At 62.1% G+C, this 25,885-nt stretch carries 29 protein-coding genes; 22 read left to right on the top strand and 7 right to left on the bottom strand.

Going from position 1 to position 25,885, the window contains the following annotated elements; genetic code table 11:
• Positions 1-82 precede the first annotated feature (82 nt).
• The 5 genes from K6N12_RS10900 to cimA all read left to right on the top strand — a co-directional run bounded on the left by K6N12_RS10900 (position 83) and on the right by cimA (position 4,266).
• The gene (locus K6N12_RS10900; RefSeq protein WP_097626909.1) at positions 83-559 is read left to right on the top strand and encodes a GFA family protein; all 477 of its coding nucleotides are present in this window, start codon (positions 83-85) and stop codon (positions 557-559) included.
• Positions 556-1,044 carry a GFA family protein gene (locus K6N12_RS10895; RefSeq protein WP_097626907.1) on the top strand — a complete coding sequence of 163 codons (489 nt, stop codon included), beginning with the start codon at positions 556-558 and terminating at the stop codon, positions 1,042-1,044. Before K6N12_RS10900 ends, K6N12_RS10895 begins: the two co-directional genes overlap by 4 nt.
• Positions 1,041-1,517, top strand: coding sequence for a GFA family protein (locus K6N12_RS10890; RefSeq protein ID WP_097626905.1), 477 nt, complete (start codon positions 1,041-1,043; stop codon positions 1,515-1,517). Before K6N12_RS10895 ends, K6N12_RS10890 begins: the two co-directional genes overlap by 4 nt.
• The gene (gene pip, locus K6N12_RS10885) at positions 1,514-2,476 is read left to right on the top strand and encodes a prolyl aminopeptidase (protein WP_097626903.1); all 963 of its coding nucleotides are present in this window, start codon (positions 1,514-1,516) and stop codon (positions 2,474-2,476) included. The genes K6N12_RS10890 and pip overlap by 4 nt, the downstream gene beginning before the upstream one ends.
• A 176-nt stretch (positions 2,477-2,652) precedes the next feature.
• Entirely contained in the window at positions 2,653-4,266 is a 1,614-nt protein-coding gene (gene cimA, locus K6N12_RS10880; RefSeq protein ID WP_097626901.1) for a citramalate synthase, read from the top strand.
• Positions 4,267-4,283: 17 nt separating this feature from the next.
• Here cimA and K6N12_RS10875 read toward each other — a convergent pair whose 3' ends face one another.
• Complete coding sequence (locus K6N12_RS10875) at positions 4,284-4,763, bottom strand: GNAT family N-acetyltransferase (RefSeq protein WP_097626899.1); 480 nt, start codon at positions 4,761-4,763, stop codon at positions 4,284-4,286.
• Between the two features lie 300 nt (positions 4,764-5,063).
• Here K6N12_RS10875 and rarD point away from each other — a divergent pair, with 300 nt between their 5' ends.
• A complete protein-coding gene (gene rarD / locus K6N12_RS10870) occupies positions 5,064-5,978 on the top strand; it encodes an EamA family transporter RarD (protein ID WP_097626897.1) in 915 nt (304 codons plus the stop codon).
• Positions 5,979-6,009: 31 nt separating this feature from the next.
• Here the strand turns inward: rarD and K6N12_RS10865 are convergent, their stop codons facing one another.
• The gene (locus K6N12_RS10865) at positions 6,010-6,633 is read right to left on the bottom strand and encodes an LOG family protein (RefSeq protein WP_097626895.1); all 624 of its coding nucleotides are present in this window, start codon (positions 6,631-6,633) and stop codon (positions 6,010-6,012) included.
• Positions 6,634-6,787: 154 nt separating this feature from the next.
• Here K6N12_RS10865 and K6N12_RS10860 point away from each other — a divergent pair, with 154 nt between their 5' ends.
• From K6N12_RS10860 to K6N12_RS10840, 5 genes are all read left to right on the top strand, one after another.
• A complete protein-coding gene (locus K6N12_RS10860) occupies positions 6,788-8,839 on the top strand; it encodes a LysM peptidoglycan-binding domain-containing protein (protein WP_097626893.1) in 2,052 nt (683 codons plus the stop codon).
• Positions 8,840-9,141: 302 nt separating this feature from the next.
• Positions 9,142-11,019, top strand: coding sequence for an ABCB family ABC transporter ATP-binding protein/permease (locus K6N12_RS10855; RefSeq protein ID WP_097626891.1), 1,878 nt, complete (start codon positions 9,142-9,144; stop codon positions 11,017-11,019).
• Positions 11,003-11,851: a phosphatidylserine decarboxylase gene (locus K6N12_RS10850; RefSeq protein ID WP_312865347.1), complete on the top strand. Its 849-nt coding sequence runs from the start codon at positions 11,003-11,005 to the stop codon at positions 11,849-11,851. Before K6N12_RS10855 ends, K6N12_RS10850 begins: the two co-directional genes overlap by 17 nt.
• Before the next feature lie 123 nt (positions 11,852-11,974).
• A complete protein-coding gene (pssA, locus tag K6N12_RS10845; protein ID WP_003587548.1) occupies positions 11,975-12,820 on the top strand; it encodes a CDP-diacylglycerol--serine O-phosphatidyltransferase in 846 nt (281 codons plus the stop codon).
• A gap of 277 nt (positions 12,821-13,097) precedes the next feature.
• Complete coding sequence (locus K6N12_RS10840; protein ID WP_003587549.1) at positions 13,098-13,244, top strand: hypothetical protein; 147 nt, start codon at positions 13,098-13,100, stop codon at positions 13,242-13,244.
• Positions 13,245-13,280: 36 nt separating this feature from the next.
• Here the strand turns inward: K6N12_RS10840 and K6N12_RS10835 are convergent, their stop codons facing one another.
• Complete coding sequence (locus K6N12_RS10835) at positions 13,281-14,045, bottom strand: SOS response-associated peptidase (protein WP_097626887.1); 765 nt, start codon at positions 14,043-14,045, stop codon at positions 13,281-13,283.
• Between the two features lie 39 nt (positions 14,046-14,084).
• On the bottom strand, positions 14,085-14,405 hold the full coding sequence (locus K6N12_RS10830) for a YnfA family protein (RefSeq protein WP_097626885.1): 321 nt from the start codon (positions 14,403-14,405) through the stop codon (positions 14,085-14,087).
• Positions 14,406-14,483: 78 nt separating this feature from the next.
• Between K6N12_RS10830 and K6N12_RS10825 the strand changes: the two genes are divergently transcribed.
• From K6N12_RS10825 to K6N12_RS10790, 8 genes are all read left to right on the top strand, one after another.
• Positions 14,484-14,918 (top strand): NUDIX hydrolase, encoded by a 435-nt coding sequence (locus tag K6N12_RS10825; protein WP_097626883.1) that lies wholly within the window; start codon positions 14,484-14,486, stop codon positions 14,916-14,918.
• Between the two features lie 125 nt (positions 14,919-15,043).
• Positions 15,044-15,490 (top strand): TIGR02301 family protein, encoded by a 447-nt coding sequence (locus tag K6N12_RS10820; protein WP_097627272.1) that lies wholly within the window; start codon positions 15,044-15,046, stop codon positions 15,488-15,490.
• Positions 15,491-15,593: 103 nt separating this feature from the next.
• Positions 15,594-15,851, top strand: coding sequence for a hypothetical protein (locus K6N12_RS10815; RefSeq protein ID WP_003578293.1), 258 nt, complete (start codon positions 15,594-15,596; stop codon positions 15,849-15,851).
• A gap of 18 nt (positions 15,852-15,869) precedes the next feature.
• Entirely contained in the window at positions 15,870-16,628 is a 759-nt protein-coding gene (locus K6N12_RS10810) for a hypothetical protein (RefSeq protein WP_097626881.1), read from the top strand.
• A 106-nt stretch (positions 16,629-16,734) separates the two neighbouring features.
• A complete protein-coding gene (ygfZ, locus tag K6N12_RS10805; RefSeq protein WP_097626879.1) occupies positions 16,735-17,625 on the top strand; it encodes a CAF17-like 4Fe-4S cluster assembly/insertion protein YgfZ in 891 nt (296 codons plus the stop codon).
• Positions 17,622-18,230, top strand: a complete 609-nt coding sequence (locus tag K6N12_RS10800) for a YfbR-like 5'-deoxynucleotidase (RefSeq protein WP_097626877.1) — start codon at positions 17,622-17,624, stop codon at positions 18,228-18,230. Before ygfZ ends, K6N12_RS10800 begins: the two co-directional genes overlap by 4 nt.
• Positions 18,227-18,757, top strand: a complete 531-nt coding sequence (locus K6N12_RS10795) for a tyrosine phosphatase family protein (protein ID WP_097626875.1) — start codon at positions 18,227-18,229, stop codon at positions 18,755-18,757. The genes K6N12_RS10800 and K6N12_RS10795 overlap by 4 nt, the downstream gene beginning before the upstream one ends.
• 52 nt (positions 18,758-18,809) lie before the next feature.
• A complete protein-coding gene (locus tag K6N12_RS10790) occupies positions 18,810-19,691 on the top strand; it encodes a mechanosensitive ion channel family protein (protein WP_097626873.1) in 882 nt (293 codons plus the stop codon).
• Between the two features lie 29 nt (positions 19,692-19,720).
• Here the strand turns inward: K6N12_RS10790 and K6N12_RS10785 are convergent, their stop codons facing one another.
• The gene (locus K6N12_RS10785; RefSeq protein ID WP_097626871.1) at positions 19,721-20,236 is read right to left on the bottom strand and encodes a superoxide dismutase family protein; all 516 of its coding nucleotides are present in this window, start codon (positions 20,234-20,236) and stop codon (positions 19,721-19,723) included.
• A 182-nt stretch (positions 20,237-20,418) separates the two neighbouring features.
• A complete protein-coding gene (locus tag K6N12_RS10780; protein WP_179867135.1) occupies positions 20,419-20,760 on the bottom strand; it encodes a hypothetical protein in 342 nt (113 codons plus the stop codon).
• A 422-nt stretch (positions 20,761-21,182) separates the two neighbouring features.
• Here K6N12_RS10780 and K6N12_RS10775 point away from each other — a divergent pair, with 422 nt between their 5' ends.
• The 3 genes from K6N12_RS10775 (at position 21,183) to K6N12_RS10765 (ending at position 24,745) form a co-directional block, all read left to right on the top strand.
• The gene (locus K6N12_RS10775) at positions 21,183-23,078 is read left to right on the top strand and encodes a putative bifunctional diguanylate cyclase/phosphodiesterase (RefSeq protein ID WP_097626867.1); all 1,896 of its coding nucleotides are present in this window, start codon (positions 21,183-21,185) and stop codon (positions 23,076-23,078) included.
• A gap of 155 nt (positions 23,079-23,233) precedes the next feature.
• Positions 23,234-23,878: an HD domain-containing protein gene (locus K6N12_RS10770; RefSeq protein WP_097626865.1), complete on the top strand. Its 645-nt coding sequence runs from the start codon at positions 23,234-23,236 to the stop codon at positions 23,876-23,878.
• Positions 23,879-23,887: 9 nt separating this feature from the next.
• On the top strand, positions 23,888-24,745 hold the full coding sequence (locus tag K6N12_RS10765) for an MOSC domain-containing protein (protein WP_097626863.1): 858 nt from the start codon (positions 23,888-23,890) through the stop codon (positions 24,743-24,745).
• A 101-nt stretch (positions 24,746-24,846) separates the two neighbouring features.
• Here K6N12_RS10765 and K6N12_RS10760 read toward each other — a convergent pair whose 3' ends face one another.
• Positions 24,847-25,842 (bottom strand): aldo/keto reductase, encoded by a 996-nt coding sequence (locus K6N12_RS10760; protein ID WP_097626861.1) that lies wholly within the window; start codon positions 25,840-25,842, stop codon positions 24,847-24,849.
• Positions 25,843-25,885: the final 43 nt, after the last annotated feature.

Genomic DNA, 25,885 nt, shown 5'->3' with positions numbered 1-25,885 from the left:
TCACGGGAGAGCCCTCCCCCTTGTGGGGAGGGTTGGGAGGGGTTCTCTTTTTCTCATCCACATTGTTGCGGAGGGATTGTCCATGACCACCTATACCGGCGGCTGCCAGTGTGGCGCGGTGCGCTTTCGCGTCAGCGGCGAACTCAAAGATTCGTCGATCTGTCATTGCCGCATGTGCCAGAAGGCGTTCGGCGCCTATTATGCGCCGCTGGTCTCGGTGCGCGGCGCCGATTTCGCGTGGACACGCGGCGAGCGGAAAAAGTTCCGCTCTTCCAATTTCGTCGAGCGCGGCTTCTGCGGCGATTGCGGCACGCCGCTCTCCTACGAGGCGCCTGACGGGGTTGCAATTGCCGCAGGCGCCTTCGACGATCCTTCGGCGCTTCCGCCGGTCGTGCAATACGGCATCGAGGGCAAGATCGGCTTCGTCGATCATCTGCACGAGTTGCCGGGGCACCGGACGGAAGAGGATGCACAAGCCGCCCCCTTCGTGCTCGAACTCGTCTCCTACCAGCATCCCGATCATGAGACCCAGACATGGCCACCCAAGGAGCCCAGATGACAGCGGACGCGGACAAAAACGGCGGGTGCCAGTGCGGAGCGGTGCGTTACCGCGCCGAAGGCGAAGTCGGTTCTCCCCATCTTTGCCATTGCCGCATGTGCCAGAAAGCGGCCGGCAATTATTTCATGCCGCTTGGCGGCGTGAAGCACAGCAATTTCACCCTGACGCGCGGCGCGGCGAAATGGTTCCACTCCTCTGACCTCGTGCGGCGCGGTTTCTGCGGCGATTGCGGCACGCCGCTGTTCTACGATATTCCGGGGACGGATTTCATCAACATCACCCTCGGCTCGTTGGACGATCCCGACGTGGTCAAGCCGGTGATGCAATCGAACACCGGCCGCAAGATGTCCTGGTTTCACGCACTCGACGGCCTGCCGCTCGAACCAGAGCCCGAAACGCCCGACCGCGAGGATGCGATTGCGGCAAGCAACCATCAGCACCCCGACCACGACACGAAAAGCTGGCCCCTCGGAGAAATCTCATGACGGACACGATAAAAACAGGCGGCTGCCAGTGCGGCGCCGTGCGCTTCCGCATCTCGGGCAAGTTGGGGCGCCCCTCGATCTGCCATTGCCGCATGTGCCAGAAGCAGTTCGGCGGCTTCTTCTCCGCGCTGGTCACCGCGCCTGAGGAAGCGATGGAATGGACGCGCGGCGCGCCGAGCTACTTTCAATCCTCGGTCAATATCGAGCGCGGCTTCTGCAGCAATTGCGGCACGCCGATGACCTATCGTCATCCGGGCGGGCTGGAGCTTGCGATCGGCACCTTCGACGATCGCAGCGACCTGGCGCCGCAAATCCAGGTCAATTACGACGCCCGCCTGCCCTGGGTCGAGGAGATCTTCGAGGCGCCGGTGCTGAAGGATCAGGATTTCTACGCACGGCAGGAGGCGATCATCTCCTTCCAGCATCCCGATCACGATACCGAAGTCTGGCCCGCGAAAGGCGTGAAAATATGACCGAGAGACTGCGCACGCTCTATCCTGAAATCGAAGCCTATGCCTCAGGCCATCTCGATGTCGGTGACGGCCATGTGATCTATTGGGAGCGCTCGGGAACGCCTGGCGCCAAGCCCGCCGTCTTCCTGCATGGCGGCCCCGGCGGCGGCTTCTCGCCCACCCATCGCCGGCTTTTCGATCCCGCCCTCTACGACGTCGTGCTGTTCGACCAGCGCGGTTGCGGCAGGTCGACGCCGCATGCCGAGCTCAATGCCAACACGACCTGGCACCTCGTCGCCGATATCGAGCGGCTGCGGGAAATGGCCGGCGTCGACAGCTGGCAGGTGTTCGGCGGCTCCTGGGGTTCGACGCTGGCGCTCGCCTATGCCGAGGCGCATCCGGAGCGCGTCTCCGAGATCATCGTGCGCGGCATCTATACGCTGACCAAGGCCGAGCTCGACTGGTACTATCAGTTCGGCGTCTCGGAAATGTTCCCGGACAAGTGGGCGCGCTTCATCGCGCCCATTCCGCCCGATGAGCGGCATGAGATGATGCATGCCTATCATCGCCGCCTGACGCATGAGGACAGAAGCGTGCGCCTCGCAGCCGCGCAGGCCTGGAGCATCTGGGAAGGCGAAACGATCACGCTGCTGCCCGAGCCTTCGACGAGCGGCAAGTTCGAGGAACCGGAATTCGCCTATGCATTCGCCCGCATCGAGAACCATTTCTTCGTCAATGCCGGCTGGATGGACGAAGGACAGCTGATCCGAGACGCCGGCCGGCTGAAGGATATTCCCGGCGTCATCGTGCACGGCCGCTACGACATGCCCTGCCCGGCAAAATATGCCTGGCTGCTGCACAAGGCCTGGCCGAAGGCGGAATTCCACCTGATCGAGGGTGCGGGGCATGCGTATTCGGAGCCGGGAATTCTCGACCAACTGATCAGGGCGACAGACAAGTTTGCCGGGAAGACAAACTGATTGTTTGAGGTAGCCTCTCACCCTAGCCCTCTCCCCGCGCGCGGGGAGAGGGAACGAGCTCTGCGATACGGCGCGGCATCTCCCTTCTCCCCGTCAGAACGGGGAGAAGGTGGCGGCAGCCGGATGAGGGGCAGCATCCGCATTCCAACAACACCCGCTTGCCGGGAGGAAACGACATGAAAGAACGCATCTATCTCTTCGACACGACGCTGCGGGACGGGCAGCAGACGCCCGGGATCGATTTCTCGGTCGAGGACAAGATTGCGATCGCCGCGATGCTGGACGAATTCGGCATCGATTACGTCGAGGGCGGCTATCCCGGCGCCAATCCGACCGATACCGCCTTTTTCAGCGAGAAGCGCACCAGCCAGGCCAGCTTCGTCGCCTTCGGCATGACGAAGCGGGCGGGCGTTTCGGTTTCCAACGATCCCGGCATTGCCGGGCTGCTGCAGGCGAAATCCGACGCCATCTGTTTCGTCGCCAAGAGCTGGGATTATCATGTCGCGGTGGCGCTCGGCTGCACCAATGAGGAAAACCTCGAAAGCATCGCCGAAAGCGTCAAGGCGGCGGTCGGCGCCGGCAAGGAAGCGATCGTCGATTGCGAGCATTTCTTCGACGGTTTCAAGGCCAATCCGGCCTATGCGCTCGCCTGTGCCAAGACCGCCTATGAGAGTGGCGCCCGCTGGGTCGTGCTTTGCGACACCAATGGCGGCACGCAGCCGCCAGAGGTACGCACCATTGTCGAGGCGGTAATCACTTCAGGCGTTCCCGGCCGCTGTCTCGGCATCCATGCCCATAACGATACCGGCCAGGCGGTCGCCAATTCGCTGGCTGCCGTCGAAGCCGGCGTCCGGCAGATCCAGGGCACGCTGAACGGCATCGGCGAGCGCTGCGGCAACGCTAATCTGGTGACGCTTATCCCGACCTTGGCGCTGAAGAGCGCTTATAATACACGTTTCGAAACGGCGATCGATGAGGAGCGGCTGCTCAATCTCACCCGGCTCTCGCACGCTTTCGACGAGTTGCTCAACCGCTCGCCCGATCATCAGATGCCCTATGTCGGCGCCTCCGCCTTCGCCACCAAGGCCGGCATCCATGCGTCGGCGCTGATCAAGGACCCGAGGACCTACGAACATGTGCCGCCGGAGAGCGTCGGCAATTTCCGCAAGGTCATGGTGTCGGACCAGGGCGGCAAAGCGAACTTCATCAATGCGCTGAAGCGGCGCGGTATCGTGGTCGCCAAGGACGATCCGAAGCTCGATCTGCTGATCTCGATCGTCAAGGACCGTGAATCGATCGGCTATGCCTATGAGGGTGCCGATGCGAGCTTCGAACTGTTGGCGCATCGCACGCTCGGCACGATACCGGAATTCTTCACCATCGAAGGCTTCCGGGTGATGATCGAGCGCCGCTTCGACAGTCTCGGCCGCGTGAAGATCGTCTCGGAAGCGGTGGTCAAGATCACGATCGACGGCCAGACGCTGATGTCGGTTGCCGATGCCGAAGGCCCGGTCAACGCGCTCGACCTGGCGCTGCGCAAGGATTTCGGCAAGTACCAGCACGAGATCGACGATCTCGTGCTCGCCGATTTCAAGGTGCGTATCCTCAATGGCGGCACGGCGGCAATCACCCGCGTGCTGATCGAATCCACCGACAGCGATGGCGTGCGCTGGTGGACGGTCGGCGTTTCCGAGAACATCATCGACGCTTCGTTCCAGGCGCTGATGGATTCCGTCATCTACAAGCTGATGAAGAACCGGCAGCTTGCCGGCAAGATCGCAGCGGAATAATCTGTTTGCCGGTTCGGCTAACCGCGGGCAAACGCCGCCAGCGTCTCGCCCGCCATCCTATAGCGGATCCATTCCTTCTGCGGCTCCGCGCCAATCGCCTCGTAGACACGGATCGAGGGTTCGTTCCAGTCGAGCACGCTCCATTCGAAGCGGCCGCAACCCTTCTCCAGCGCGATCTGCGCCAGGCGCCGCAGCAGCGCCTTGCCCGCGCCCGAACCGCGCGCGTCCGGCGTTACGTAGAGATCCTCTAGATAAAGACCGTTCTTCGCTTGCCAGGTCGAATAGTTGAAGAAATAGACCGCGATGCCGATGGCTTGACCCTCGCGTTCGCAGATCAGCGCATGCGTGACTGAACCGTCCCCGAAGATCGCCGCACGCGTGCTTTCCTCGGTCGCCTCGACCTCGTGGATCGCCTTTTCATAATCGGCCAATTCGCGGACAAATCGCAGGATCGTTGCCGCGTCTGAAGGCGTTGCAGGGCGTAAGGTAAGGGTCATGTGAGAGGCTCCTGGTCTGGCGCTTGGCGTTCCAGATGAAAGAACCTGCCGGGCCTGTCAACTGAATGCGCAGATCATCAGCGGGGTTCCCTCGATTGGTCCACCTGTCGCCCGCTCGCGGCAGTCTGGAACAGGATTCGGATTTTTGGAGACCGATATCAGCCTTTGCCGCTATCATCCGTTCATTCTTCTCCCATCCGCTTCAAATCCTCTTAGCCTTTATTCAACGAAATGAATTGGCCTATTCACGGCGCTTAAGCTAGGCCGGATCAGAAGCAGAACAAAGATGGAAACACCCCGATGTCGACCGATGCATCCGTTCCCCTGGCCAAGAACGAAGACAGTCCGCGCGGTTTTGCCTTCGCGCTGACGGCCTATCTGCTCTGGGGCTTCCTGCCGATCTACATGAAGGCGGTGGCGCATATCTCGCCGGCCGAGGTGATCGCCCACCGCATCGTCTGGTCGCTGCCGCTGGCCGGCATCGTGCTGATCGTGCTCGGGCGCACGGCGGATATCGCCACGGCGCTGCGCTCGCCGCGTATGCTGGCGATGGCGGCGCTGACGGCGTCGCTGATCACCGTCAACTGGGGCACCTATGTCTGGGCGATCGGCGCCGGCCATTCGCTCGACGCAGCACTCGGCTATTTCATCAATCCGCTGTTCAGCATCTTCCTCGGCGCGGTGCTGCTGAAGGAAAAGCTGCAGCCGCTGCAGATCGCGGCGATCGCGCTGGCAGCACTTGCCGTCGCCATTCTCGCATTCGACAGCGGCGGCATTCCGTGGGTGGCGCTGACGCTGGCAATCAGCTGGGGTTTCTATGCCTTGCTGCGCAAGACGCTGCCGCTCGGGCCGAACCAGGGCTTTTTCCTCGAAGTGCTGATCCTCAGCGGCCCTGCCCTGCTCTATATCCTTTATCTCGAATTCGGCAGCGGCCAGGGCCATCTCTACCGCACCGGCCTTGCCGACACGACGCTGCTGCTCGGCTGCGGCGTCATCACCGCCGTGCCGCTGATGATCTATGCCAATGGCGCCAAGCTGCTGAAGCTGTCGACGATCGGCATCATGCAGTATATCGCGCCGACGATGATCTTCCTGATCGCCGTCTTCATCTTTCACGAGCCGCTCGGCACGGCGCGCATGATCGCCTTTCCACTGATCTGGGCGGGGCTGTTCCTCTATAGCTGGTCGATGCTGAAGGGAAGCCGCGGGCGCTGAACGGCGGGCGCCGGAGACGCCGGCCCCTCGCCTACATTTTCGAGATCACTTCATCCTCGCCGTTACGATCAGCGGCGAGCTGGGCTGCCTGAGCCATGATTGCCGGAATGATGCCGGAGATCTCATCGACGACAAGCGGCTGCACCCGATGAGCGGTGTGCAGGAAGCCCTCTTCTGTCATGTGGCGCATCAGCTCCATCATCGGATCCCAGAAACCGTCGACGTTGGCAAAGACCATCGGCTTTTCATGGCGGCCGAGCTGCGCCCAGGTCATGATCTCGACGATCTCCTCCAGTGTACCGATGCCGCCGGGCAGCGCGACGAAAGCATCGGAACGCTCGAACATCGTATGTTTGCGCGCATGCATGTCAGGGGTTACAATAAGTTCGTTAAGTTGACCGAGCGAGTGGCGAGTCGCTTCCATATCGATCAGGAATTCGGGGATGATGCCCGTGACCTGGCCGCCGCCTGAAAGCGCGCCGCTGGCAACCGCGCCCATGATGCCTTTGGTACCCCCGCCATAGACGAGGCGCAGGCCGTATTCGGCGATCTCTCGTCCGAGAGCACGCCCGGCCGCCATGTGGGAAGGATCGCGTCCCGGCCTTGAGCCGCAGTAAACGCAGATGGATCGAATCGATACAGATTGTTCGGTCATAGAGGCAAACAACTATTCCATTTCAATGCAGTCAAGAAAATTGACTGGAAAGCAGCCTACCTAGCTTGCCGAATTGCTTTGAATGCTTGTGCAAAGCAACGGGAATCGCTAGCAATTTCGGTTACTACGGCAAATTGCCGCCTGGGGAGACATAATGATGAAGAACCGTGCCGGCTTGCTGGCCCTTGCAGTGCTCGTAATCGCAATCCTACTGATGGTATTTTTCGTCATGCCGCGCATTGGCGGCGATGCAGCCAAGGTCGGCGACGCCATCAACCAGGCGAGCACGGAGCTCAAGGACACGGTTAACGAGTCGGCAAAAACATCGCGCTCGGCCGTGGCCGACGCGGCCGGCGTCGCCGATAAGGTGGGTCGCCTATCGGCCAATGCGAGCGTGTCGCTTACCGAACTCAAGGCACTGTTTGCCGACGGCAAGGGCCCCGCCGACGACGTCTTCACCGCTGCCAAGACGAAGGCCGTCGATGCGCTGAGCGCGCTTGCCGGTTTCGCAATCCCCGAGGGGCTCGATCCGGCGACCCAGGCACTTGCCGTCAAGGCGAAGGATGGCGGCACGAAGGCGCTCGCCATTGTCCAGTCGCTACCGGAGAACATTACCGAAGCGCTTGCCGCGATCGCCAAGGCCGAGGCTGCGCTGACCGGTGCGCCTGAGCCTGCGGCGAGCACGGCTGCGGCGAATGCCGGCCCGAAGCTTCCCGCATTCGACGTCCTGCGCGTCGAGCCCGATGGCTCGACGGTGATCGCCGGCTCCGCCGAACCGAACGGCAAGCTCGAAGTGCTTGACGGCGAAAAGGTCGTGACGACAGCCAATGTCGATGCCAGCGGCGATTTCGCCGCCGTTCTCGACGATCCGCTTGCGGCGGGCGACCACCAGCTGGTGCTGAAGTTTACCGGCAAGGACGGCAAGAGCACGCTTTCCGAAGAGGTTGCGACCATCTCCGTACCGAAGGACGGCAACGGCGCCAATCTGCTCGCCATGGTCTCCAAACCCGGCGCGGCGAGCCGCATCATCACCGCGCCGAAGGCCGGCACCGAAGTCGCCGATGCCTCCAACCCGATGGCGCCGCCAACAGACAAGCCAGCAACGGGCGCAGGTTCGGCTGCGCCTGCTGCGACCGTTGCGCCAACCGGCGAGCTGGCGCTGCAGACGCCCAACCTAACCGACGCCGCCTCCGGCGGCCTAGCGACGGCCCCCGCCGTTCCCGGCACCGCCGCACCCGACAAGTCGAATGCGCCCGATGTGATGGTCAACGCCGTCGAAATCGAGGGCAACAAGATTTTCATTGCCGGCACGGCGCGCGCCAACGCCAAGGTCCTCGGTTACGCCGACGACAGCCTTGTCGGCCAGGACACCGCCGGCTCCGATGGCCATTTCGTTATCGACGGCGTGGTGGCGCTCTCGGTCGGCGACCACAAGATCCGCGTCGATGTCGTCGATCCCGCCGGCAAGGTGATCGTGCGTGCAGCGGTGAATTTCAATCGCCCGGCCGGCGACCAGGTCAGGGTCGCGGCGCAATCCGTCCCAGCCGACGCAAATGGCGCCTCCTCGATGGTGCCGCTCGACGAAGGCGAACTCGGCAAGCGCAAGGCCGAAGTCGGCAAGGCCTTCGGCCTGCTGAAGGGGCTGTTTGCCGATGGCAAGCTGCCCGGCGCCGAACAGCTTGCGGCGGCGCGCTCGGCAACCGAATTCGCATTGCGCTCGGTCGCAGATTTCCGGCCGGGATCCGATGCGCCCGACACGTTCAAGCAATCGTCCGGCGCCGCCTCGCAGACCGCGACAAGCGCCTTGAAGATGCTGCAGGGCCTGCCGAAGGATGCAAAATCCGTCGGCGCAGGCCTCGACGGCCTGGGGGCGATCATCGCCGGCCTCTCCGCGTCCCCCGCACCGGCGGCACCGGCGGCGCCTGGTGCAACCGACGCGGCAGGCAACCAGCCGAAGACGATCGAACAGGCGCCGCTGACGGCAAACAACGCGGCGGTGATCATCCGCCGCGGCGACACACTGTGGCAGATTTCGCGCCGCACCTATGGGCTCGGCGTTCGTTACACGACGATCTACATCGCCAACGAGGACAAGATCGTCGATCCGGATCGCATCCGCCCCGGCCAGATCTTCGGTCTGCCGAAGGATGTACTGCCGAACGCCGAGGAACTGCACCGCAAACGCCTGTCCAACCGACACCTCTAAAGCGCGTCGCGATCTTTCAGATTCGCTCCCCGCGCTTTAGCTCTTTGTTTTCGCATGTCGTTGCCGCAAACCACCCGCTGCACACTTTTGCGCGACATGCTTTAAGCGCCAAACACCGTAACGAGGCCGGGCGGGATAACCGCCCGGCCTCTCTTTTCCTGAACCCCGCACTTGTTGTATTCATCCGCCCGGCATCCTATCTGGCGGTGGCGGGGAAGCGCTTCGGGCATATTCCGGTTCCGCGCTCTTGCCGGCATCGAAGCGCGGCAATCGCCGCAAGCCCATCCGGGCTGGAGACAAGCATGGCAAACGGCAAGACAGTCTCGGAATCCAACCTGCTGCAGACACTTCTCAACCTCTGGCCCTTTATGTGGCCGGCCGGCCGACCCGACCTCAAGATGCGCGTCGTCTGGGCTTCGGTCTTCCTGCTGATTTCCAAGTTCGTGCTGCTGCTCGTTCCCTATTTCTTCAAGTGGTCGACCGATGCGCTGAACGGCAGGATGGATCTCGCCGGCTCGGTGCCGCCGCTGCTAGCCGGCGCCATCGCCCTGGTGATCGCCTACAACATCACCCGCCTGATCCAGCTCGGCCTCAACCAGCTGCGCGACGCGCTGTTTGCCAGCGTCGGGCAGCATGCGGTGCGCCAGCTCGCCTACAGGACTTTCGTGCATATGCATGAACTGTCGCTGCGCTTCCATCTGGAGCGCAAGACCGGCGGCCTGTCGCGCATCATCGAGCGCGGCACCAAGGGCATCGAGACGATCGTGCGTTTCACGATCCTCAATTCGGTCCCGACCGTCATCGAATTCCTGCTGACGGCGGCGATCTTCTGGTGGGGTTACGGCTTCTCCTATCTCGCCGTCACCGCCTTTACTGTCTGGGCCTATATCTGGTTCACGATCCGCGCATCCGACTGGCGCATCGCCATTCGACGGTCGATGAACGACAGCGATACCGACGCCAACACCAAGGCGATCGACTCCCTCCTCAATTTCGAGACCGTCAAATATTTCGGCAACGAAGAGATGGAGGCAAAACGCTTTGACAAATCGATGGAACGCTACGAGAAGGCGGCGACCGATGTCTGGACATCGCTCGGCTGGCTGAACTTCGGCCAGGGTGTGATCTTCGGCATCGGCACGACGATCATGCTGGTGCTGTCGGCACTCGCCGTGCAGCGCGGCGAACAGACGGTCGGCGATTTCGTTTTCGTCAATTCGATGCTGCTGCAGCTTTCCGCGCCGCTCAACTTCATCGGCTTCGTCTACCGCGAAATCCGTCAAGGCTTGACCGATATCGAGCAGATGTTCGACCTCCTGGAGGTCCAGGCCGAGGTCAAGGACGCGCCCGATGCGGTCGATCTTCGGATCGGCCAGGGCGCGATCGCCTTCAGGGACGTGCACTTTTCCTACGACCCCGCCCGTCCGATCCTGAAGGGCATTTCCTTCGAGGTGCCGGCCGGCAAGACGGTTGCCGTCGTCGGTCCTTCGGGAGCCGGCAAGTCGACGCTGTCGCGGCTGCTCTATCGTTTCTACGATATCCAGAGCGGAGCGATCACCGTCGACGGCCAGGACATCCGCAAAGTCACACAGAAAAGCTTGCGCTCGGTGATCGGCATGGTGCCGCAGGATACCGTGCTCTTCAATGACACCGTCGCTTACAACATCCGCTACGGCCGCACATCGGCGAGCGACGGCGAGGTCTTCGCGGCAGCCGAGGTGGCGCAGATCGCCCATTTCATCGAAATGCTGCCCGAAGGGTTCGAGACCAAGGTCGGGGAGCGCGGGCTGAAGCTTTCGGGCGGCGAGAAGCAGCGGGTGGCGATCGCCCGCACCATTCTCAAGGCACCGCCGATCCTGATCCTCGACGAGGCGACGTCGGCGCTCGACACGACGACGGAACGAGAAATCCAGACGGCGCTCGACGTGGTTTCGAAGAACCGCACGACGCTGGTGATCGCCCACCGACTATCGACGGTGATCGGCGCCGATGAAATCATCGTGCTCAAAAGCGGCGAGATCGCCGAGCGCGGAACGCATGCCGCCCTGCTCGAGCGGAACGGTCTCTACGCCTCGATGTGGAACCGGCAGCGCGAGGCGACACAGGCAGAGGAACATCTGAAGCAGGTGCGCGAAAGCGACGACCTGGGGGTGATCACGCGGCTTGCCCCGGCAAGCTGAGCCGGGAGCGACAAGGCCCAAGCTTTTGTTGTTCAGAACTCCGGCGTCGGAACCACGTCCGGGGCCACAGCATTGCCCCGGAGACGGTTTTTCGCTAACCAGCAAAAAACGACAACGCAAGGAGACCGGCAGCATGAGCCTGTTCAACACGGTTCGCAACACGATCGTCCCCGTGCATAAGGAGGGTTATCCCTTCGTTGCCGCCTTCTTTGTTGCGTCGCTGATCCTGGGCTGGATCTTCAAGCCGCTCTTCTGGATCGGCATGATCTTCACGCTGTGGTGCGCCTATTTCTTCCGTGATCCCGAACGCGTGACCCCGCAGGACGACGATCTGGTGATCTCTCCCGCCGACGGCAAGGTCTCGGCGATCCAGATGGTGACCCCGCCGGCCGAGCTCGACCTCGGCTCCGAGCCGATGCTGCGCATCTCGGTGTTCATGAACGTCTTCAATTGCCATGTGAACCGGGCGCCGATGCGCGGGCGTATCGTCAGCATCAATTACCGCTCCGGCAGCTTCGTCAATGCCGAACTCGACAAGGCGAGCGAGGACAACGAGCGCAACGGGCTGGTGATCGAAACCCGCCACGGCCAGATCGGCGTCGTACAGATCGCCGGCCTCGTGGCGCGGCGCATCCTCTGCTGGGCAAATCCCAACGAACCGGTGGATGCCGGCGAGCGCTTCGGGCTGATCCGTTTCGGCTCTCGGCTCGACGTGTTCCTGCCCGCCGGTGCCGCGCCGCGCGTCTCGCTCGGCCAGGTGGCGATTGCCGGGGAAACTGTGATTGCCGAATTCGCCTCCGCCAAGGGTCCCATCATCAGCCGCCGCAGTTAAGGCGCGTCGCGATCTTTCAGATTCGCTCCTCGCGCTTTAGCCCTTTGTTTTTACGCATGTCGTTGTCGCAAAACCGCTGCACACTTTTGCGCGACATGCTCCAGGTTCAGATTGGAACGCGATATGGAAACGCCCTTTCCGCCTTTCGAGCCCAACGGTCCGGATGATTCCGCCCGCGGCCCGCGTCTGCGCGAAATCCCGCTCCGTCTCGTCTTTCCGAACCTCATCACCATTCTGGCAATCTGCGCCGGGCTGACCGGCATTCGGCTGGCTTTCGAGAACCGTTACGAGCTCGCCGTCTCCATGGTGCTGGTCGCCGCCTTCCTCGACGGCATTGACGGGCGCGTGGCCCGGCTGATGAAGGCAACCTCGAAGTTCGGCGCTCAGATGGATTCGCTTGCCGATATCGTCAATTTCGGCGTCGCACCTGCCCTCGTCGTCTATGTCTTCGCGCTCGATCAGGCGCGCTCGCTCGGGTGGATCGCGGCTTTGATCTACGCGATTGCCGCCGGGCTTCGGCTTGCCCGCTTCAACGTCATGGCCGAACGCGAGAACAAGGCGAGCTGGCAATCGGAATATTTCGTCGGCGTACCGGCGCCGGCTGGCGCCATGCTGGTGCTGCTGCCGGTCTATCTCGGCTTCCTGGGCCTGGCGACGGACCGCACCTTCGCCTATGTCTCGTCGATCTATACCGTCGTCATCGCCTTCCTGCTGATCAGCCGGCTGCCGGTCTGGTCGGGCAAATCGGAAGGCAACCGGCTGCGGCGCGATCTCGTGCTGCCGATGATGCTCGGCGTCGTGCTCTATGTGGCTCTGCTGATGAGCTACACCTGGGAGGTGATGGTCTTCACCGTTGCCGCCTATCTCATATCGCTTCCCTTCGGCGCGCGGAAATGGCGCCGGAAATATGGAACGCTGACGATCGAGGAACCCGGCGTCGGCGACGACGACATCGGCCGTCACATCTGAGGCGGACGCATTTCCTGATTTTTTCGGAGTGATGGGAATGCGTCTCTTCGCATTCCCGGGAAAACTGTTGCGCGCTTTTTCCCCGGAAAAACGGCTGCGCAGTTTTATTGGAACCGCTCTCTTCAGTAAGTATTAACCAACGTAGGCTTCAGTTAAGCCTCGCGAATTATGGTGCGCGTTTACAAATCCTGATAAGCTGCGTCCCCGTTTTGTCGCTATTGGTGACCAAACTTCAAAATACAAAATACCCCGGGAAGAAACACGTAAGGAGAGTATCGTGACTTCGAAGAAGAGCAGTAGCGGCGAACAGCAGACGGCCAAGCCCGATCTCGCCGCCAACTATCGCCCTGTCGGCCTCAAGGCTGTTGCGGCGGCATCGCTGATGGCGAAACACAAGCCGACCAGCGTCAAGAAATCCGCTTGAGCGCCCGTGCGACTAACGAAAAGCGGCAGATAGTATTCAGAAGAAACTAAGCTGACCGTCGTCAGGCCTCTGCTTCTCGGGGGCCTTCAGCGGCTTTTCGACGACGACCGGCTGCTGCAGGTCGGGCCCCATATTGGCGACCTTGTTGACTTTGTCGGAGACCGGGACGGCCTCGAAAAAATCGTCCTGAACCGGCCGCATCAGGTCGACCACCTCGCGCGGTTCCTGGGTCTTGCAATCCAGCCAGCGCGAAAAATCTTCCGGCTTGATAATGACGGGCATGCGATCGTGGATCGCCGACATGCCCGAATTGGCCGGTGTCGTCAGGATCGCGCCGGTATCGACCTCGGAACCATCCGCCGAGGACCATGTCTCCATCAGCCCGGCAAAAGCGACGACCCCGCCCTTACGCGGCCTGATCCAATAGGCCTGCGGCCGCTCTCCGCTTTCCTTGGACGGGCGATGCCATTCATAAAAGCCGGTGGCCGGGATAAGTATGCGGCGATGACGCATGGCCGCCCGGAAGGAGGCCTTGCCGATCGCGGTCTCGGAGCGGGCGTTGATCAACAGCGGGAAGTCCCTCGGATCCTTGACCCAGGCCGGGGTGAGACCCCACCGCACGAGCACGGCGCGGCGGTCGGCCAGGTTGCTGCCCTGCTGCCGGCCCTCGCCTGCTATGATGACGAGGATCGGCTGCGTCGGCGCGATGTTATAGCGCGCCGGAAACTCATCGAGATCGACACCGGAGAAAAATTCGCGCAGGTTGGCGCTGGAGCTTGTCAGGGCGAAACGTCCACACATCGGCTTGTCTTTGCACCCGGCTTGAGTCCGGTCAAGGCGTCAGCCTCTCGGCCCAAAGAGGATAATGCTCGTTCCGGCAAGGCAGACCAGCGCCCCGCCGATATCGTAGCGATCAGGCACGCGGCTTTCGACCAGCCAGAGCCAGAGCAGTGAGGCGGCGATATAGATGCCGCCATAGGCCGCGAAAGTGCGGCCGGCGGCCTCGCTCGGCACCAGAGTCAGAAGCCAGGCAAAAAGCGCCAGCGAGACCATTCCCGGGGCCAGCCACGAGATTGGCTTTCCAAGTCTCAGCCACGCCCAGAAGGCGAAGCAGCCGGCAATCTCGAAGACGGCGGCAACGGCATAAATGATGTAGGTCACGGAAGCACCTCTCGCGCCTTCGCATTTCTTCGGCAGTATTCATCGGGTAGGATGGGTCATCACAGCAAGAGCCATCTCATGATCTCCACCGCCAAAGCCGCCTCCTCCGCCATTCTCGAACGCGACGGACGATTCCTTCTGGTGTTGCGGCGCAATCCGCCTTCTGCCGATATGTATGCGTTTCCGGGCGGCCGCGCCGAACCGGGCGAGACGCCGGAGCAAACGGCGTTGCGCGAATTCCGTGAGGAAACGGGCATTTCGGTGCGCAATCCGCAGCTGTTTTCGACCTATGACCTGAAGACCCATGCCGCCGATGGCAGCCTCAGCAGCCACTTCTTCCTGTCGGTCTTCCGCGTCGAGGCGGATCGGGAGCTGGTGGCTGAGGCCGCCGACGATGCGGCGGCGCTCGGCTGGTATACGGTTGAGGAAATCCGGCGGCTGCCGGTGCCGCAGAGTGTGCTCGAATGCGCAGAACGGCTAGAACAGGATGATTTCAGGCCGACCGGCCTATAATCTGAATCTTATTCTGAAATAAAATTAGAGCATGATGTCAAAAGAAACCGCTGACACTTTCGGCAGCATGCTCTGGCTTGCGGCGAATAGGAGTGGAAACTCTCAAGGTCCGCCTTGTTGCCGTCATGCTCAACGTATCAACTGGGAGCATGATTCCCGTTCGACGCGTTTTCCTGTCCCTGCTCGTGCTCGCCGGCCCCACCATGGCGCAGGGTAAGAACGCGCCGCCTCCACGGGAGGAGGAGATTACGCCGCCGCCTGCGGTGACGGTGCCCTATGACGACAAACTGGCACGGCTGGCCGAGGTGTTGGGCTCGGTGCATTATTTGAGAACGCTCTGCAAGGCGGCAGGCGGCGACGAGTGGCGAAACGGCATGCAGCAGCTGCTCGATTCGGAGACCGGCAACGAGCCGCAGCGTAGGGAAAAACTGACCGCGGCCTTCAATCGCGGCTACCGCGCCTTCGCCTCCGTCTATACCGATTGCACCGCGGCGGCCATCGTGGCAGAAGAGCGCTACCGTAACGAAGGTGCAACACTCGCCACAGAAATTACCTCGCGTTTTGGAAATTGACGTTTAATTAACCTGTTTTCGCATGTGGACGTGTCGTTTTGGGAAAAGGCTGTTAGTGTTGTTAACGGTGCAGTAAGACATGAGAAGTTCTGAGGAAAAGACAATGGAAGCAAGCCTCAACGAGATCGACGACATGATCGTCCACGAGAAGATGCAGGCGGCTCTGGAGTACCAGAACGAGGCTTGGGCCGACGGCATGGCCGACGGAATCGAGCCTGAGATCATCGCTGATGCCGCTATTGCGCATGCCCTGCGCGAGACGATCAGATTGCACGGGGAAAGCAGCGCCGAAGCCTTGCTGGATTCGCTGCGTGAACGCATGCTTGCCGGCGAATTCTCCGCGAACCGCACCCTGCAATAATTATTTTCAGAGAGTTTGATGCATACCGGTAAAGAGAAAATTTCGCGAATTCCGCTCGCGCCGGTGCTGCTTGCGTTCAGCCTCGCCGCCGGCAATATTTTCCTTGCCCCGGCAGCCTACGCGCTTTCCGAACTGCACAAGATCCCTGGCCAGGCGGCCAACGACGCGCCGGCTGCACCGGGAAGCGCTCAGGGGCAGAGCCAGCCGCAGAGTGGCACCGCTCCCAGTGTTCCCATGGCCGATCCACTGGTCAACAGCCAGAACAATCAGGGTGTCGACAAGACGCCGGGCGCCCAGGATGCTTCCAAGCCCGCCGAAGTGATCTACGACATCAGCAAGGTGCCCGAGCCGGTTCGCAAGATGCGCGAGCAGATCGTCGAGGCGGCCGCCTCCGGCGATCTCGAACGCTTGCGGCCGCTGATGGGCACCGGCACCGAGCAGACACAGGTGACTGTGGGCGAGCCCACGGACGATCCGATCGGCACGCTGAAGGATCTTTCGGGCGATCCCGATGGAGACGAGATCCTCGCCATCATGCTCGACATCGTCTCGACCGGCTTCGTGCATGTCGGCCAGGGTACGGCAGACGAGATGTATGTCTGGCCCTATTTCGCCGAAAAGGACCTGAAGTCGCTGACGCCGCCGGAGCGTGTCGAGTTGCTGCGAATCGTCACGGCCGGCGATCTTTCCGACATGCAGGAGTTCGGCGGCTATAATTTCTACCGCCTCGGCATTACCCCTCAGGGCAAATGGAAATTCTTCACGGCGGGCGATTGACGCCCACAACGCTTGCGCCTTTCGCGTTTCGCCTTTCGGTGGGACGCTTGCGATCCACCTCATGAAGACATACCTCTGAGCGATAACCAACGCGACAGGTTCCGCCATGCCAGCCGTATTCCTGAAAGACCGCTCACTTCTCTCCATCAGCGGCGCGGAAGCCCAATCCTTCCTGCAGAACCTGATCACCACCGATATCATCTCGCTTGAGGCCGACGAGGCGCGGCCCGGGGCACTGCTGACGCCGCAGGGCAAGATTCTGTTCGACTTCATGATCTGGCAGGAGGGCAACGGCTATACGATCGAAACGGATGCCGGCCAGCGCGATGGCCTGCTGAAGCGGCTGACGATGTACAAGCTGCGCGCTGCCGTCACGCTCACGCCGCGCACCGAAGATGGGGTCACCGTTTCCTGGGACGAAGATGCCGAGGGCGTTCGGGACAGCCGGGGCGTCCGGGACAGCCAGGGCGTCCGGGACAGCCAGGGCGTCCGGGATAGTCGCTTCGCCAAGGCTGGCGTCGCGTTGATCCGTCAGCCCGGCAAACACGGCGACGGTGAAGAATTGCTCTACGATGCGCTGCGCATCACCCACGGCATCGTCACGTCAGGATCGGACTTCGCCCTGCAGGATGCCTTTCCGCACGACGTGCTGATGGATTTCAATGGCGGTCTGTCCTTCAGGAAAGGCTGTTATGTCGGCCAGGAGGTCGTTTCGCGGATGCAGCACCGCGGCACCGCGCGCCGGCGCGTTGTCACAGTGTCCGCTGCAACGGCTCTGCCGGAGACCGGGACGGAGATCTCCGCCGCCGGCAAGCCTGTCGGAACACTCGGTTCGGTCGAAGGCGACCATGGATTGGCGATTGTGCGCATCGACCGCGCCGGCGCAGCAATGGCCGCCGGCACGCCGCTGCTCGCCGGGCAAACACCCGTTTCCCTCGTCCTGCCGCAATGGTCCGGCCTTGTCTTTCCCACCAGCGCCGACGAGGCCAGCGCGTGACGACCACGAAAGCTCCGCGTGCCTGGCAACGCATGTTGTCCGGGCGAAGGCTCGACCTGCTCGACCCCTCGCCGCTCGATGTGGAACTGATCGACATTGCCCATGGGCTGGCGCGTGTCGCCCGCTGGAACGGCCAGACATCGGGCGATCATGCTTTTTCGGTGGCACAGCACAGCCTCGTCGTCGAAGACATTTTCCGCCGCGTCAATGATGCGTCCCCGCAGGAGTGCCTGATGGCGCTGCTGCATGACGCACCCGAATATGTGATCGGCGATATGATCTCGCCGTTCAAATCGGTGGTCGGCGGCGGCTACAAGACGGTGGAAAAGCGGCTGGAGGCCGCCGTGCACCTGCGCTTCGGCCTGCCGCCGCATCCCTCGCGCGACCTCAAGGACCGAATCAAGAAAGCCGATACGATCGCCGCCTATTTCGAGGCGACGGTGCTCGCCGGCTTCACACCTGCCGAGGCACAGAAGTTCTTCGGCCAGCCGCGCGGCATCAGCAGGGAGATGCTGATGATCGATCCGCTGCCGGCGATCGAAGCGCAGCGGCTGTTCTGTGAGCGCTTTGCGGCGATCGAGACCGCGCGGGAGATGGTCTCGTGAGCTTCATCATCGTGTCGCCGCTGTCGCGCATCGCGGAGATGGCGGTGCGCCACAAGGCGCGCGACATGATCAGCCTGATCGCCAAGGAGCAGGCCTTTCATCGGCCGGGCGTGATCGTGGCCGACCGTCATCTGACGCTTGCGATGAACGACATCACCTTCAAGGGCACCGGCGGTCTGGTGGCGCCCGACGAAACGCATGTGCAGGGGATTATCGACTTTGCCGCGTCGTGGCGGCAGGAGACGCCGCTGCTCATCCATTGCTGGATGGGCGTGTCGCGCTCGCCGGCAGCAGCCCTGATCGCCGCACTGTCACTTGCACCGGATCAGAGTGAGGAAACGCTTGCCCGTCGGCTGCGGGCGGCCTCGCCTTTCGCGACGCCGAATGCCCGGCTGATCGAGATCGGCGACGCGCTGCTTAACCGTAGCGGCCGGCTTGTTGCGGCAGTGCGGGCGATCGGACGCGGTGCGGATGCCGACGGCAACGCGCCCTTCGTGCTTGCAATCGCAGCGCCCGCCTGCGGTTGACGCTGCCGCCATCTGCCCCATCTAGCCCCGACCACGTAGAAGAGGCCAGATCATGCAACAACAGGCAGCCGACGTCCTTCTTGCCACGCAAACGGCGCTTAGCCAGGCGAGCGCGCTTGCAGTGCAATATTCCTTCTCCGTCCTCGGGGCCGTAATCCTGCTGGTTCTCGGCTGGGCGCTTGCCGGTTTTGCCAGCCGCTGGGCCTATGAAGGCCTGTCGCGCGTCCATGGCATCGACGAGACGCTGGCGCGATTCTTCACCAATGTGCTGCGATACGCGTTGCTCATCCTGGTGTTCATCACCGTGCTCGGCCAGTTCGGCGTCCAGACAGCCTCGATCATCGCGGCCCTCGGCGCAGCCGGCCTGGCAATCGGACTGGCGCTGCAGGGAACGCTGCAGAATATCGCCGCCGGCATCATGCTGCTGATCCTCAGGCCGTTCCGGGTCGGAGAATATATCGAGACCAGCAGCGTGGCCGGCACGGTGCGCGAAATAGGGCTGTTTGCGACCGAACTCAGGACCGCCGACGGGCTCTACCGGTTGGCGCCGAATTCGACGCTCTGGAATACGCCGATTACCAATTTCAGCCGCGAGGCGACGCGGCGGAACGAGCTGAAGATCAAGGTGGAGGATGACATCGATCGGTCGATGGAAACATTGATGGGCCTTGCCAAAGCCGATTCCCGGGTGCTGAAGTCACCGGAACCGAGCGTCTTCATCGACGGCCTCGGCGACGGCGCGATCTTCGTGACGCTGCGATACTGGGCGAAGACCGGTGACTGGTGGACGGTCAGCCGGGACATGGCAAAACGGGTAAAGCTTGCCTTCGACGAGAACAATCCGGCCGCGTCGCCGGATGCGCCGAACGCCGCACCGGCAGAGATGTCCAACGGCAGGGCGGCCGCCGAAAAGGCAGCACTGAGGCGGCAATGAGACATTGATCCAGGAACTTATGCAGCAGACTATTGAATGACGCCGCAGGACAGTCTTTCCCCGGCATCACCCGAGGGCTGGCTGCGATAGTCATCCGAATTGGCGTGCACCATCAATGCGCGGCCGCGAATGCCGTCGGTCTTGCCATCAAGCGTGACCATGCTGTCGAAGACCTGCGCCCTCAGCACGCCGTCCTGCCCGACATATTGATTGGGCATATCGCCGGCATGCGGCCCCTTGGCGGCAAGGATGCCATGCTCGGCCTTCTCAGGGTTGAAGTGACCGCCGGCCGACTCGTGATGGGTCGCGGCGTCGCATCGGCCGGTCTCATGAACATGGAAGGCCACCCATTTGTTCGCCGGCAGTCCCGATATCTCGAGCTCGATCAGCACACCGCCGGTGGCGGCAGCCGTCAGCTGCGCGCGGCCATCTTCCTTGCCGTCCTTGCCGACGAAATTGGCAACCGCGGTCTGCTTGTCCTGGGCACCCGCCGGCAATGCAACGGCAAGCAGGCTCAGGGCGGCGATGATGCACATGGGTTTCATGGGAGATATCCTTCCGTCCGGTTGTCCTTCTGAACGTATCAACCCGGAAGGTGTTCCTCATTTGGAGCGCCGTGTGTCCGACAGGAGGCTCTATCACATGGAAGTGGCGCTATTCGCGGGGAGTGCGAGACGAAAAAAGCCGGCCAACGGCCGGCTTGCAGATGACCCGATTCGGGAGCGGCTCAGGCGACGGCGCTGAAGTCGAACTGGCCGTAAGTGTTGCGGTAGAGATCGTCCGGTTGATCGCCGGTCGTCGGCGCCGTCTGCTGCAACGGATAAGGGACGCCGATGCTGCTGTCACGCGAGTCCATCATCAGCGCAATCAGGCTGCCGGAAAATTTCGGCTGCGTCTCGCTGGTGTTGTCCTCTTCCAGGAGTTCCTTGATGATGCCGGGCTTCTCATCAGCGGCACGCTCGCCACGGCTGAGTACACCATCGCCATTGGCATCAAGCCGCGAGAGTGTCGCCAGATATGCATATGACGTATCGGAAACGGATGTGGTGCTGGTCATACAAACCTCCATTCACCGCCTTTTGCCGGTGGTGTTTGTACGCAATACGAACGTGGACAATCATTGAATGACTCGCTGGTTAAACTGATTTGCGCGGTGCGTCAATAAGTTGTTAACTTCTCATTAACGATGATTGACAACGGTTAACGGACTGGCCTGAGGCTGAGCATCCGCCTGCGCCAAGCGAAGAGGCTTTGCGGTATTTCAGCGATTTTTCACATATAAAACAAATGCCTAACGACGCGAAGCCGCTGCTGCACTGCAACCGAATATTAATCCCGCCCGTCCAGAATGAGCGACACTAGATACCACCTGGACGTTTAGTTTATGAGAAATCAATTTAATGGCCACTTTTGGAAGAGTTTTCAACGCGATGATGTACGTCCATCAAATGACGGCCATGGCCGTCGCGCCCGCCCTGCAGAGGCCTCGCCATGAAAGCTGAGGCGCTCTTCTGGCAGCAATGCAGCCAGGCCGTCACCGCCGATGGATCGGTGGATGCACAGCGTCTTATGGAGCTTGTCATCGCGACCTATCGTGTCCACGAAAGCGACTATGACGAGATCGAAAGAAGCGCGGAAACGCTGCTAAGGGACAACCATGCGCTGAGAGGCAATATGTCAGCCCTCAGGCAGGCATTCGACGGACAGCAGAGGCTCTTCGAAATCATCCTCAACAACCTGCCACTCGGTCTCAGCGTCTTCGACGCAGATCAGCGGCTGACACTTTCCAACATTCGCTTCAGTCAGCTTTTCGGCCTGACGCAGGCCGATGTCACTCCAGGCGTGACAATCGCCGATCTCATCGACAAAATGCGCGGTGCGGAAGGCGCCAGCGCCAAGCCCGGCCGGCGAGCCGGGCGACATTCCTCCGCAGCCGTAAAAAGCAGCGGTATTCGTCGGCGCGAATGGCTGATGGACGATGGCCGCGTCATCCAGAGCATGGTGACTATCCTTGCCGACGGCAGCAACATCGCCATTCATGCCGATATTACCGAGGATCGAAAGGCGGCTGAGCGCATCACCTATCTCGCCCACCACGATCCGCTGACCGGTCTTCCGAACCGCATCCATTTCCGCCAGCAGGTCGATGCGGCACTCGCAGAGCGCAAACCGGACGAGCAGATCGCCCTCATTCACCTCAACCTCGACCGGTTCAAATCGATCAACAACTTGATGGGCGTGTCCGCCGGCGACACGATCCTGCAGCAGGTCGCCGCGCGCATCCGGGCATCGGCCGGTTCGGAAAACACCCTGGCGCGGCTGGGTTCGGACGAATTCGCCATCCTGCAGACCGGCAGACAGCAGCCGTGGAACGTAACGGCGCTGGCCGAGCAGATCCGCCGCGAGCTTTCCGAGCCATTCCTGCACGGCGAAAAACAGATGGAGCTCAGCGTCTCGATGGGGATCGCAGTCGCCCCGGGGGATGGCGATGAAACCGATATCCTGCTGAAACATGCCGGCGTGGCGCTGTCGCATGCCAAATCGGACGGGCGCAAGCGCGAGCGTTTCTTCGCCGGCGAGATGGAAGCGCAGATGCAACTGCGCCACGCGCTGGAGGCGGACCTCAGAGCAGCCATCGAGAAGGAAGAATTCGAGCTGCATTACCAGCCGCTCTACGACCTTTCGCAGCGGCGCATCTGCGGCTTCGAGGCGCTGATCCGCTGGAACCATCCGATCCGCGGCCGTGTTGCGCCGATAGATTTCATTCCGTTCGCCGAAGAGGTCGGCCTCATCGTCGATATCGGCCGCTGGGTTTTGCGCCGGGCCTGCAGCGATGCGGCAGAATGGCCTGAAGACATCAAAGTCGCCGTCAACGTTTCGGCGACGCAGTTCAGCAGCAGCGACCTGACCAGGGATGTCGGCGAAGCGCTGGCGACCGCCTCATTGTCGCCGCTGCGGCTCGAGCTCGAAATCACCGAAAGCGTGCTGATGGAAAATCTCGGCGAAGTGCTGCCGATCCTGCATGCGCTGAAGGAGCGCGGCATCCGCATCTCTATGGACGATTTCGGCACCGGCTACTCCTCGCTGAGCTATCTCTCAAGCTTCCCCTTCGACAAGATCAAGATCGACAAATCCTTCGTCAACGACATCGTCGACAACAAGGAAGCACATGCGATCATGCACGCGATCATTCTGCTCGGTGACGCGCTCGGCATGCGCGTCACCGTCGAAGGCGTCGAGACGGCCGAGCAGCTGGCGCTGCTCGAATGCGAGGAATGCGACGAGATCCAGGGCTATCACATCAGCCGGCCGAGACCCGCGCTTGACGTGCCCCATCTTCTTTCCCTGCCGAGAAACGGCGGCGCGACACCTCTGCCGAGCCACTGAGCCAGCTTCAATTGCGACTCGCACGGCAAGCGGCTACATAATCGGCAACGGTCCCCGAGCCTTCGTTGTCGCGTGCTTCGACCGAGATCCCGAATCCGCTTCCGCTCCGATGCTCTATCGACGGAAGACAATCCTCCTCATAAACAGGTGGCGCAATGGTCGAGGCCGAAGCCTTCTCTCCTCATGAAACGCTCGCCGCGGCGCTGATCGCCCATGCGGCCGATGGCGACGACGGCTCGCACGATCTTGCCCATATCCTGCGCGTCTTCCGGAACGCCATGCGCATCCATGCTAGCGAAGGCGGCGACGGGCGAATTCTTGCCGCCTCCGTGCTGCTACACGACTGCGTTGCCGTAGAGAAGAATTCGCCGCTGCGGGCACAGGCATCGGCTTTGGCGGCGCAGAAGGCTTCGGCGATCTTGGCAGAACTCGGCTGGAATCAGGCGGATATCGACGCTGCGGCTCACGCCATCACCGCGCATAGTTTCTCGGCCGGGGTGGCGCCGCAGACGCTGGAGGCAAAGATCTTGCAGGATGCCGATCGGCTGGATGCGATCGGCATGGTCGGCGCCGCACGCTGCTTCTATATTGCCGGGCGACTGGGATCCGGGCTCTACGATCCGTTCGACCCGGCGGCAGCGGATCGCCCGCTCGACGACAAGCGGTATGCCATTGACCATTTCCGGACGAAGCTGTTCAAACTGGCGGACGGGTTCCAGACCGAGACCGGCCGCAGGTTGGCGGCCGCGCGCGACAAAAGCCTGCGCGACTTTCTCCAGGCATTCATGGACGAGATCTAGGAGAACGGCATGCGTATCAGCGACCTCTTCATCTATCCCCTCAAAAGTGCCCGCGGCATTGCCCTGCCTTCGACCGACATCGACGCCTATGGGCTTCCCGGCGACCGGCGGGCAATGATCACTGATCCCAACGGACACTTCATCACCCAGCGCGAATTGCCGGACCTTGCGCGCATCGAGGTCCGGCCGGAGCCCGGCGCTTTTCGGCTGCTGATGCAGGGAAGGCAGGACATATCGGTGCCGCCGCCTCGGCCTGAAAGCCGCATGGATGTGAGCGTGTGGAAATCGACCGTCAGTGCCGCCGTCGCCGATCCCGAAAGCAACCGGTTGCTTTCCGAATGGCTCGGCCGCGAGGTGCGGCTGGTCTTCTTCGACGGCCAGGCAAGGCGCACGGCGAATGCCGAATGGGCCGGTGAAGGTACGCCCGTAACCTTTACCGACGGCTATCAGATCCTGGTGACGACAACCGGCTCGCTGAAAGCGTTGAACGCCGACCTCGCGGCCCATGGCGAAGGCAGCGTTGGCATGGAACGTTTCCGTCCGAACATCGTCATCGATATCGACGAGGCCTGGCCGGAGGACCGCTGGGCGGCGATCGAGATTGCCGGCATCCGCTTCGATCTCGTCAAACCCTGCTCGCGCTGCATCATGACGACGCAGGACCAGTTGACCGGTTCACGCGAGGTACCCAACCCGATGCCATCAATGGGCCGCATCCGCATGTCGGCCGACCGGCGTGTGCCCGGCCCGCTCTTCGGCTGGAACGTCACCCCGCGCGCCAACGGCAGGATCACGATCGGTGACACCGTGCGCGTCGTCGAGGAAAGGCCTGAGGGCTGGGCGTTGAAGGTTCGTGCACGGCGGTAGGTCGAATTGCGGAAGGCTTTCTTCCGCACGCGCTGCAACGTTCTCCCCCATTCCTGTGCTCGTCACAGGAACGAGGAAGCGTGGGGGATTGTCGCCGCCTCTCACTGATGCCCGAGTGCGGCGTCGATCGCCGCCATGATATCCGCCGGCAGCGGTCCCTTTTCCAGCGCCCCGACATTTTCCTCCACCTGGGCGAACGTGCGGAAGCCTGGAATAGGCAGTGTGCGCGGCGATTTTGCCCAGAGCCAGGCGAGCGCCCCTTGCGTCAGCGTGCGGCCACCCGAGGTCAGGAGATCGCGGACGGCGTCGAGCCTTGCGGCGAATTCCGGGGCCATGCGCCCGTCCTTGAAGTAGACCATCCAGTCGAGGGCCGCGCCGCGTACATCCTTGGCGCCCACTGCCTTGTCGGCGGTAAACTTGCCGGTCAGGAGCCCCATGGCCAACGGACCACGATTAATAGAGATCAGCCCCTGCCTTTCGATCACCGCGATCATCTCCGGCACCGGCTCAAAGACGTTCATCGTATGCTGCACCGAGACATAGCCCTGGCGGCCGGCATGGCGGGCGGCGCGATCGGGAGAATCGGTGCTCCAGCCGAATGCGCCGATCTTGCCTTCGGCGCGCAGCGCCTCCAGCACGTCGAAGACGGCATCGGATTGTTCCAACGGAAAATCATTGATGTGGAATTGCAGGAGATCGAGGCGGTCGCGCCTGAGGCTGCGCAGCGAGGTCTCGACCGAACGGCGGATGAAGGCCTCATCGGCGAAGGCGCCAGTTGCCTGCTTGGTTTGCGGGTCGGTGGCGAAGCCGAACTTGGTGGCGACGACAATATCGTCGCGATTGCCGATCGCCCGGCCGAGCACTTCTTCGGAATGGCCGGCGCCGTAATTCGAGGCTGTATCGAAGAAGCGGATGCCGAGTTCGATGGCGCGGCGGATCGCTTCGACGGATTCATCGTCGTCGACCTCGCCCCAGCCGAGCGGCGTGTCACCGGCAAAGAAGGGGCCGCCGATCGCCCAGCATCCCATGCCGAGACGCGGAATTTCGCGGCCGTTCCAGAGCGTGATCGTCTTCGGTGTTGCGGTCTTGGTCAGCATGGGATCCTCCTTGGCTGGCAGTCCTCCAGACATAGGAAGGGCT

Source organism: Rhizobium redzepovicii (assembly GCF_019793435.1).
GTDB lineage: Bacteria > Pseudomonadota > Alphaproteobacteria > Rhizobiales > Rhizobiaceae > Rhizobium > Rhizobium redzepovicii.
This window is presented reverse-complemented; position numbering and strand designations above follow the sequence as displayed.

Bases quoted from the DNA above. Each gene is read 5' to 3' on its own strand.
- K6N12_RS10900 (WP_097626909.1), top strand. From the start codon at position 83: ATGACCACCTATACCGGCGGCTGCCAGTGTGGCGCGGTGCGCTTTCGC.
- K6N12_RS10895 (WP_097626907.1), top strand. From the start codon at position 556: ATGACAGCGGACGCGGACAAAAACGGCGGGTGCCAGTGCGGAGCGGTG.
- K6N12_RS10890 (WP_097626905.1), top strand. From the start codon at position 1,041: ATGACGGACACGATAAAAACAGGCGGCTGCCAGTGCGGCGCCGTGCGC.
- pip (WP_097626903.1), top strand. From the start codon at position 1,514: ATGACCGAGAGACTGCGCACGCTCTATCCTGAAATCGAAGCCTATGCC.
- cimA (WP_097626901.1), top strand. From the start codon at position 2,653: ATGAAAGAACGCATCTATCTCTTCGACACGACGCTGCGGGACGGGCAG.
- K6N12_RS10875 (WP_097626899.1), bottom strand. From the start codon at position 4,763: ATGACCCTTACCTTACGCCCTGCAACGCCTTCAGACGCGGCAACGATC.
- rarD (WP_097626897.1), top strand. From the start codon at position 5,064: ATGTCGACCGATGCATCCGTTCCCCTGGCCAAGAACGAAGACAGTCCG.
- K6N12_RS10865 (WP_097626895.1), bottom strand. From the start codon at position 6,633: ATGACCGAACAATCTGTATCGATTCGATCCATCTGCGTTTACTGCGGC.
- K6N12_RS10860 (WP_097626893.1), top strand. From the start codon at position 6,788: ATGATGAAGAACCGTGCCGGCTTGCTGGCCCTTGCAGTGCTCGTAATC.
- K6N12_RS10855 (WP_097626891.1), top strand. From the start codon at position 9,142: ATGGCAAACGGCAAGACAGTCTCGGAATCCAACCTGCTGCAGACACTT.
- pssA (WP_003587548.1), top strand. From the start codon at position 11,975: ATGGAAACGCCCTTTCCGCCTTTCGAGCCCAACGGTCCGGATGATTCC.
- K6N12_RS10835 (WP_097626887.1), bottom strand. From the start codon at position 14,045: ATGTGTGGACGTTTCGCCCTGACAAGCTCCAGCGCCAACCTGCGCGAA.
- K6N12_RS10825 (WP_097626883.1), top strand. From the start codon at position 14,484: ATGATCTCCACCGCCAAAGCCGCCTCCTCCGCCATTCTCGAACGCGAC.
- K6N12_RS10820 (WP_097627272.1), top strand. From the start codon at position 15,044: ATGCTCAACGTATCAACTGGGAGCATGATTCCCGTTCGACGCGTTTTC.
- K6N12_RS10815 (WP_003578293.1), top strand. From the start codon at position 15,594: ATGGAAGCAAGCCTCAACGAGATCGACGACATGATCGTCCACGAGAAG.
- K6N12_RS10810 (WP_097626881.1), top strand. From the start codon at position 15,870: ATGCATACCGGTAAAGAGAAAATTTCGCGAATTCCGCTCGCGCCGGTG.
- ygfZ (WP_097626879.1), top strand. From the start codon at position 16,735: ATGCCAGCCGTATTCCTGAAAGACCGCTCACTTCTCTCCATCAGCGGC.
- K6N12_RS10790 (WP_097626873.1), top strand. From the start codon at position 18,810: ATGCAACAACAGGCAGCCGACGTCCTTCTTGCCACGCAAACGGCGCTT.
- K6N12_RS10785 (WP_097626871.1), bottom strand. From the start codon at position 20,236: ATGAAACCCATGTGCATCATCGCCGCCCTGAGCCTGCTTGCCGTTGCA.
- K6N12_RS10780 (WP_179867135.1), bottom strand. From the start codon at position 20,760: ATGGAGGTTTGTATGACCAGCACCACATCCGTTTCCGATACGTCATAT.
- K6N12_RS10775 (WP_097626867.1), top strand. From the start codon at position 21,183: ATGAAAGCTGAGGCGCTCTTCTGGCAGCAATGCAGCCAGGCCGTCACC.
- K6N12_RS10770 (WP_097626865.1), top strand. From the start codon at position 23,234: ATGGTCGAGGCCGAAGCCTTCTCTCCTCATGAAACGCTCGCCGCGGCG.
- K6N12_RS10765 (WP_097626863.1), top strand. From the start codon at position 23,888: ATGCGTATCAGCGACCTCTTCATCTATCCCCTCAAAAGTGCCCGCGGC.
- K6N12_RS10760 (WP_097626861.1), bottom strand. From the start codon at position 25,842: ATGCTGACCAAGACCGCAACACCGAAGACGATCACGCTCTGGAACGGC.